The 799-nt window shown below is 60.2% G+C and carries 1 protein-coding gene; it reads left to right on the top strand.

Translation table 11 applies throughout. From position 1 onward, the window contains the following. The coding region (locus V6U86_RS33295; RefSeq protein ID WP_334510527.1) for a non-reducing end alpha-L-arabinofuranosidase family hydrolase at window positions 1-759 on the top strand (759 nt) is incomplete at its 5' end. Window positions 760-799: the final 40 nt, after the last annotated feature.

Raw genomic sequence — 799 nt, forward strand, 5'->3', positions numbered from 1 at the left:
TGGGGTTCGATGAATTTCGGGTTGTTCTCGAATTATTCGCAGATGGGTTCGGCGAGTCAGAACGCGATGAACTCGGCGACTGTGGCGCCGTCGTTGTTCTACTTCGCGCCGCGCAACATCTGGGTGTTGGCGTACCAGTGGGGTGGGCCGGCGTTCTCGTACCGGACGTCGTCGGATCCGACGAACCCGAATGGTTGGTCCGGGGCGCAGACGTTGTTCAGTGGGAGTATCACCGGTTCGGGTACGGGGCCGATCGATCAGGCGGTGATCGGTGACAGCCAGAACATGTACCTGTTCTTCGCTGGGGACAACGGGAAGATCTACCGGGCGAGCATGCCGATCGGGAACTTCCCGGGTAGTTTCGGCAGCAACTACACGACGATCATGAGTGACACCACGAACAACCTGTTCGAGGCGGTTCAGGTGTACAAGCTTCAGGGTTTGAACAAGTACCTGATGATCGTTGAGGCGATCGGTTCGCAGGGTCGTTACTTCCGGTCGTTCACGGCGACGAGTCTGGGTGGTTCGTGGACGCCGCAGGCCACGTCTGAGAGCAACCCGTTCGCGGGTAAGGCCAACAGTGGTGCGACCTGGACCAACGACATCAGCCATGGTGAGTTGTTGCGGACCAGCGCTGATCAGACGATGACGGTCAACGCCTGCAACCTGCAGCTGCTGTACCAGGGTCGTTCGCCGAGTTCGGGTGGTGACTACGGTCTGCTGCCGTACCGGCCGGGTCTGCTGACTCTGCAGCGCTGACATGAGGTGATCACGCTCGACGAAACGGGCGGGCTCGGCA

The organism is Micromonospora sp. CPCC 205558 (assembly GCF_036902955.1).
Taxonomy (GTDB): domain Bacteria; phylum Actinomycetota; class Actinomycetes; order Mycobacteriales; family Micromonosporaceae; genus Micromonospora.